The sequence below is a fragment of the uncultured Campylobacter sp. genome (assembly GCF_938045535.1).
Classification (GTDB): domain Bacteria; phylum Campylobacterota; class Campylobacteria; order Campylobacterales; family Campylobacteraceae; genus Campylobacter_B.
This window is the reverse complement of sequence record NZ_CALIMQ010000236.1, coordinates 1-5,647: the sequence shown is the minus strand read 5'-3', so window position 1 is coordinate 5,647 and position 5,647 is coordinate 1. Positions and strand designations below refer to the sequence as shown.

The 5,647-nt window shown below is 50.3% G+C and carries 7 protein-coding genes; 2 read left to right on the top strand and 5 right to left on the bottom strand.

Going from position 1 to position 5,647, the window contains the following annotated elements; translation table 11 throughout:
* Positions 1–245: 245 nt before the first annotated feature.
* On the top strand, positions 246–404 hold the full coding sequence (locus tag Q0095_RS07195) for a hypothetical protein (RefSeq protein ID WP_297882705.1): 159 nt from the start codon (positions 246–248) through the stop codon (positions 402–404).
* Between the two features lie 238 nt (positions 405–642).
* Here the strand turns inward: Q0095_RS07195 and dapE are convergent, their stop codons facing one another.
* The 5 genes from dapE to mobB all read right to left on the bottom strand — a co-directional run bounded on the left by dapE (position 643) and on the right by mobB (position 4,998).
* Positions 643–1,821 carry a succinyl-diaminopimelate desuccinylase gene (dapE, locus tag Q0095_RS07190; protein ID WP_297882703.1) on the bottom strand — a complete coding sequence of 393 codons (1,179 nt, stop codon included), beginning with the start codon at positions 1,819–1,821 and terminating at the stop codon, positions 643–645.
* 15 nt (positions 1,822–1,836) lie between these two features.
* Positions 1,837–2,433 (bottom strand): LysE family translocator, encoded by a 597-nt coding sequence (locus tag Q0095_RS07185; RefSeq protein WP_297882702.1) that lies wholly within the window; start codon positions 2,431–2,433, stop codon positions 1,837–1,839.
* 1,008 nt (positions 2,434–3,441) lie between these two features.
* Positions 3,442–3,651 carry a hypothetical protein gene (locus tag Q0095_RS07180; RefSeq protein WP_005872202.1) on the bottom strand — a complete coding sequence of 70 codons (210 nt, stop codon included), beginning with the start codon at positions 3,649–3,651 and terminating at the stop codon, positions 3,442–3,444.
* Positions 3,651–4,499, bottom strand: coding sequence for a class 1 fructose-bisphosphatase (locus Q0095_RS07175; RefSeq protein ID WP_297882699.1), 849 nt, complete (start codon positions 4,497–4,499; stop codon positions 3,651–3,653). Before Q0095_RS07175 ends, Q0095_RS07180 begins: the two co-directional genes overlap by 1 nt.
* Positions 4,500–4,509: 10 nt before the next feature.
* Positions 4,510–4,998 (bottom strand): molybdopterin-guanine dinucleotide biosynthesis protein B, encoded by a 489-nt coding sequence (gene mobB, locus Q0095_RS07170; protein WP_297882697.1) that lies wholly within the window; start codon positions 4,996–4,998, stop codon positions 4,510–4,512.
* Positions 4,999–5,098: 100 nt separating this feature from the next.
* Here mobB and Q0095_RS07165 point away from each other — a divergent pair, with 100 nt between their 5' ends.
* Positions 5,099–5,620 (top strand): hypothetical protein, encoded by a 522-nt coding sequence (locus tag Q0095_RS07165; RefSeq protein ID WP_297882695.1) that lies wholly within the window; start codon positions 5,099–5,101, stop codon positions 5,618–5,620.
* Positions 5,621–5,647 lie beyond the last annotated feature (27 nt).

Here is a 5,647-nt window from a genome sequence, read left to right as displayed (position 1 = left end):
CCGCCGTATCAAAGCAAAGTAAAATTTAATTGCGCTTGTCAGGCATGGTTAAAATCCGCGCAGAAGCGGTAAGCGGGGCAGAATTTATCTCAGCGACAACGTGACTAAATAAAATTCTATAAATCCACGAAGCGGGCGGTATCCTGGGGGGGGGCAGAAGCAGCATTGTCTTAGCCAAGCTTCTTGCGTAAGCAGCGGGCGCGTCAAAGATAAAATTTTTCACGAAGACGGCAAAGTACAGCAGTATGCCGCTAGAGTCACCTGACGAAGATGAAATTCTATGCGAAGAGAGCGAGATGAATTTTGCGCAAAGATCGCGCTATTTGCTGAAATTCGCGCAAAAGCAGTATTCTTTTAAAAAATTCCTAGTAGCGGTAGCGTTCGTCGGCGAAGCTCGCCTTTGAGGCGGCGATGTTTTGCTAGGGTTTCTTGCGAAAGCGACGTTGCATAGCAAAGTAATTGTAAAAGCGGCGAGCCTGCTGTAGATAAAAATTCTTAGCAAAAGCGGCGTAGAGCGAAATTCCTACGTAAGACGCGAGGCAAAGATAAAATTTGCCAAGCAACTACGAGCGAAAACCCCGGCAAAATCAGCAAAGCTTGGTAGAACGAAGAAAATCTACGCAGCTTTGCCAAATTCTTAAATTAGCCGAAATTTTCTATCAGATCGCTAAAAATTTTAGCTAAATTTTCGACGTCGCTAATCTCTACACGTTCATTGATCTGATGGATAGTGTCGTTTCGCACGCCAAACTCCGCCGTCTCCACGCCAAACTCCGCGAAGTATCTCGCGTCGCTCGTGCCGCCTGCGGTATTTAGCTCGGCTGCTGCGCCGCAGATCTTCTGCACGCTAGCGCTTAGTTTTTGCACGATTTTGGAGTTTCGTTGAGTTAAAAAAGACTTTGAGGAGCTTTTTAGCGCAAGGTGTAGCGACGCGCCTGCTCGCAGCTGTGCGGTGCAGCTCATTTCTAGCTTGCCGTAAGATTCACTTTCGCTGCACAGCGCGTCTTTTGCATCTAGCTCAAATAACCTCAGTACATAGTCTCGCACGTCCTCTAGCCCCAGCCCTACGCCACCGCGGACGTTAAACATCACGTGCACGTCCTTGGGTGTTACGTTTACGACCTGTGAGCCACCGCGAATGTCGGTGATGACTATCTTGGCTGGAGCGAAATCATCGCTACCCGCGTCCAGATCATGCCCCGCAAGACTTGCAAGCACTGGCGCTAAAATGTGGACAGGATTGATGCATTTATCTGGGTAGGCTGCGTGCCCGCCGATACCCGTGAGTGTGAGGACGCCGTTAATCGAGCCGCGACGGCCGATCTTAATGGTATCACCGAAGCGCACTTCGCATGTAGGCTCCGCAACGATTGCGAAGTCGGGTAGGGCACCTTGCTCGCGCAATTTAGAGAGCATTTCGCGCGTGCCGTAGATGCCGTCACCCTCCTCATCGCTGGTTAGCAGCAGGCTTAGCGTGCCCTTAAAATCGCGTGCCGCCGCTAGCGCGCAGATCGCCGCTGCGATGCCACTTTTCATATCCTGTGCGCCACGCCCGTATAAAAAGCCATCCGCTTCCACCGGCACAAATGGATCGCTCGCCCAGCCCTCGCCCGGTGGTACGACGTCGATGTGCCCGGCAAAGCATAGATGCGGACCAAGCCCTAAGCGCTTGGTAAAAATCGCGTTAGTTACGCCGTTTAGCTCGAATCTATCCTCGCTAAAGTCCGCCAGCAGCATCGAGACGTAGTTGAAAGCCCCGTCGTCGCTAGGTGTGAGCGAGCGGAATTTGATGAGCTCTTTTAGAATTTCAATCGGTTTCATAAGCCATCCTTTGGTTTAAATTTTAGCAAAAATTATAGCGTATAAAAGCTTTAGCGCAAAAAATGTCAAAATAAACGTCGAGATATATGCAAATGCCCGCACTACAATGTTTGGAAGCTTGCTGCGGGCTAGATATATCGCAAGCGGAAAAAGCGTGATCCAAGCTAAGATTCCGCTTGCAAGCCCCGCAAGGGCAAGCGCGAAATCTGCTCGCGCGGTGCCGGCAGAGACGCTGAGCCAAAACATAATGACGTATGGATTTAGTAAATTTATCAAAAAGCCTTTGCTGTAAAGCGCCGCGCCCGAGCAAGCCTCGACGCTTACAGGCTGCATCGAACTAGTCGCGCCATGCCAGATTTTGTACGCCGTGTAGAGTAAAAAACATGCGCCAAATACCGATACGCAGGTAAAAACGATCGGTATTTTAGCTAACTGCGATATGCCAAACGCCGATAGCGCTAGATACAGCATATCCGCGCTCATGGCGCCGAGGCCCAGGCACAGCGCCTTGGTGTAGCTTCGCAGCGCGTAGGACATTATCAGTACGTTTACCGGGCCGATCGGCACGCTAACGCCCAACCCCATCAAAACCCCTTGTACGAATGGCTGCATTTCTCTGTTTATACTCCTCAAATCTGCTCTAAAATTTCAATGCGCGGCGCTGCAGATAGAGCGATGACGCGCGCCTTTGCGAACAGATCGATGACGCACAGCTTCGCGAATGGATCGATCCTGAAATTCCGCGCTCTGCAATCGGTTTTTAAATTTAACGCAACCGCCGCTATATGCGCCTTAATTTTAAAATTTTAAAGCGAGCGTCGTAACGCGCTCGGCTTTGAAATTTTGGCGAGCGCTTCGCGCGGCACGCATGCTCGCCGAGCTTTAAATTTAGCTTTTAAATTTTTAACGCACGGATCGCGGTTTAAATTTGCGTTTTAAATTTATGGCTCGAATTTCGCGAGGAAAATCAGCCGTCTCGCCGCGTCGCTAAGTTTGCGAGCTAAATTTCGCAAGGCAAAATTTAAACCGGCAAAAGATTGGCGACGAACGGTGGCTTGCGCAAGTCGGTAAGTTTTAGTCGCGTAAATTTAAAGATCGCGGCGATAAAATTTAACCCGTCGAAATTTTGCTTTACGTAATTTCGCGCATCCGCGCTCACAACAGCCCATGATTGCAGATAAAATTTTGCGAAGCGAAATTTCGCGCCTTAAAATTTTATCTGCAAATTTTAAAATCCAGCCGCAGCGTCTGAAATTTAATCGTGCGCCCGCTTTAAATTTAGCCGCACGCCCGTAATTTGGCTACGCCCTCATTTTAAATTTTATCGGCCGCTGCAAAACCTGGCCCGCAAAACAGATGTGCCGCAGAGCAGGTCCCGCCGCGACGCCAAATTGCGCCGTAAATTTTATCGTTTCGCAGTGGGACAAATTCCGTGCTGCGAAGCAAGAATCTGCGCGCCGCGCCGTATTAAATCTGCACCGCAGAGCAAATTTCGAGCTAGTCTCGCGCCGCAGCCTGGTTTGCAGAGATCTTGCGCGCAAAGCTCGCTTTGCAAAACCTCGCGCCGCAAGGGCTTTAAGCAGTCTGCTTTGCAAAATTTCGCGATCGCAATAGCTAAATTTAAAACGAAAAATCCCCCGTCGCGCCGTGCGACATGCTCTCATAAACTGCCTTGACGTATTTATCGCGCACCGCGCAATCCAGCAGCTTCTCGCACTCCAGGCAGCTGGTGAGGTTGTGCTCGGCTTGGCACGCTTGCAGCGCGGCTAAGCTTTTATCTAAAATTTCGTCGTAAACGTCGCGCGGCGCGGCGACCTCGGTATCCGCCATCAGTTTTTCCAGCCGTAAATTTCATGCATCTTCGCGATCTCGTACTTCGAGCCGAAAAAGCAAGGGGTGCTTTGGTGGATCTTTTCGATTTTAAGCTGCAAAAGCGAGCCGTTCGCGCCGTCGCTGGTGGCGCCTCCCGCGCGCTCGAAGATAAACGCAAACGGTAGCACTTCGAAGGTTACGCGAAGCTTGCCGTGCGGATGATCGCTAGTAGCGGGGTAGCTGAAAAGTCCGCCGCCTTTTAATAAAATTTGATGCAGGTCGCTTACCATTGCGCCGCTGTATCGTAGGCGGTATCCTTCGTCAAACAGCGCCCGCACGAGCTTTCGGTGCGGCTCGCTCCAGCCCTTTTGCGTCGCACCGGTGGCGTTTAGTTTGCCTTTTTGCTGTAGGCGCAGATATTTTACGAAGCTAAATTTGCCCTCGCGATTTAGGCGATAAAGCTTCGGCGCATCCTCGCAAACGACCATCTCAAGGCGCGGCCCGTAGATACAATAGATCGCCGCTTTTAAGTTTGCGGGCGAAATTTCATCCTCATAAATGCCAAATATCGAGCCCACGGCAAAATTTACGTCCACCAAGCTCGAGCCGTCAAGCGGATCGTAAGCGACGATTAGGCGCGCATCCTCTCGCAGCGTTAAAATTTCATCTTTCTCCTCGCTGATTAGTGCGCGCACGAGCGGGTTTTTGCGAAATTCCGCCTCGATTATGGCGTCGCTCTTTACGTCGAGTTTGAGCTGCGTATCGCCCGTGCTGTTGTGATGATCTGTGTAGCCGAAGTCCGCGTATTTCAGCTCCTCGGCGATTTGTAGCGCGATATTTTGGATTGATTTTATGATCTCTTGCATTCTGATTCCTTTACATTTTTTTGGCGTTTTTTAATATCCATTCGCTAATGCCCGCAGCGTCGTTGATGTCAAAATTTACGCGGCAAAACTTATCCATCTGCTCGCCGCTTAAATTTGAAGCGATCGCGTCCGAAAATGGCAGATACGCCGGATCGATCCTGTCGCGAAATAAGCTTATGCGCGGCAGCGGCAGTGTCTTTAGCCCCTCTACGAGCAGGATATCGAAATCTCCGAGCATCCGCACGACCTCGTCAATCTGCATACAGCGCTGCGAAAAATAGCTCGTCCGCGTAGGGCTCATCACGACGGTCTCGGCGCCGAGCTCGCTAAATTTGGCGCTGTCCTTGCCCTCTACGTCAAAGCGCGCCTTATCGCCCGGATCGTGCTTTACGATCGCAATCCGCAGCCCGCTAGCGATAAAAATTTTAGCGATCTTGCAAATTAGCGTCGTTTTGCCGCTGTTGGAAGGGCCTGAAAATGCGATAACAAGTCTTTTCATTTTTAAAATCCGGCTTTTTAAGATGAGCAGATTGTAGCGAATTTAGCCTTTTAAAAAGCAAAATTCGTTAAAATGCGCCTAAAATTTCAAAGGAAGATCGATGAAGAAATTTTATTTTAACGGCGCGCTAAACGGCCTGCTAAAGGGCTCGCTCCTAGCCGCGCTGGCATTTTTTTTAAACTCCTGCTCCGTAAACGATCCCCGTCACGATCCGCTTAAAAACGAGTTTCTAGCCTACACGCAAAAATTTGAATCGGTGCGCGCGGGCGATCGCTATTTGGCAGTGGCGACCTATCTAAATCCCGTCGCGCCCGAGCTTAGAAACGCCGCTGGAGACGAGGTGTTTTTGCTCACCTCCTATCCTAAAGAGATTCAGATCCGCGCGGTGCAGATTAACGGCGCAGACGCAAACGTAGTGCCGCTGCACGACAGAGATCCGCTTTTGCAAAAGGAGCTTTTTAAGATCGCTTGGTCAAGCCGCTACAAGATCACCGCGCCTAAGAGCGATAAGGACGAGCTGGTGCTTAGCTACCGCACCTCAAATGGTCTGGCTGCCACGATGAAATTTCGTAAAATTTCAAAGTCGCTGTATTGGCAGCCGCAGATCGATCTGAAAGATTAGAAGGGGAGCAAATGGGTTACGACATAA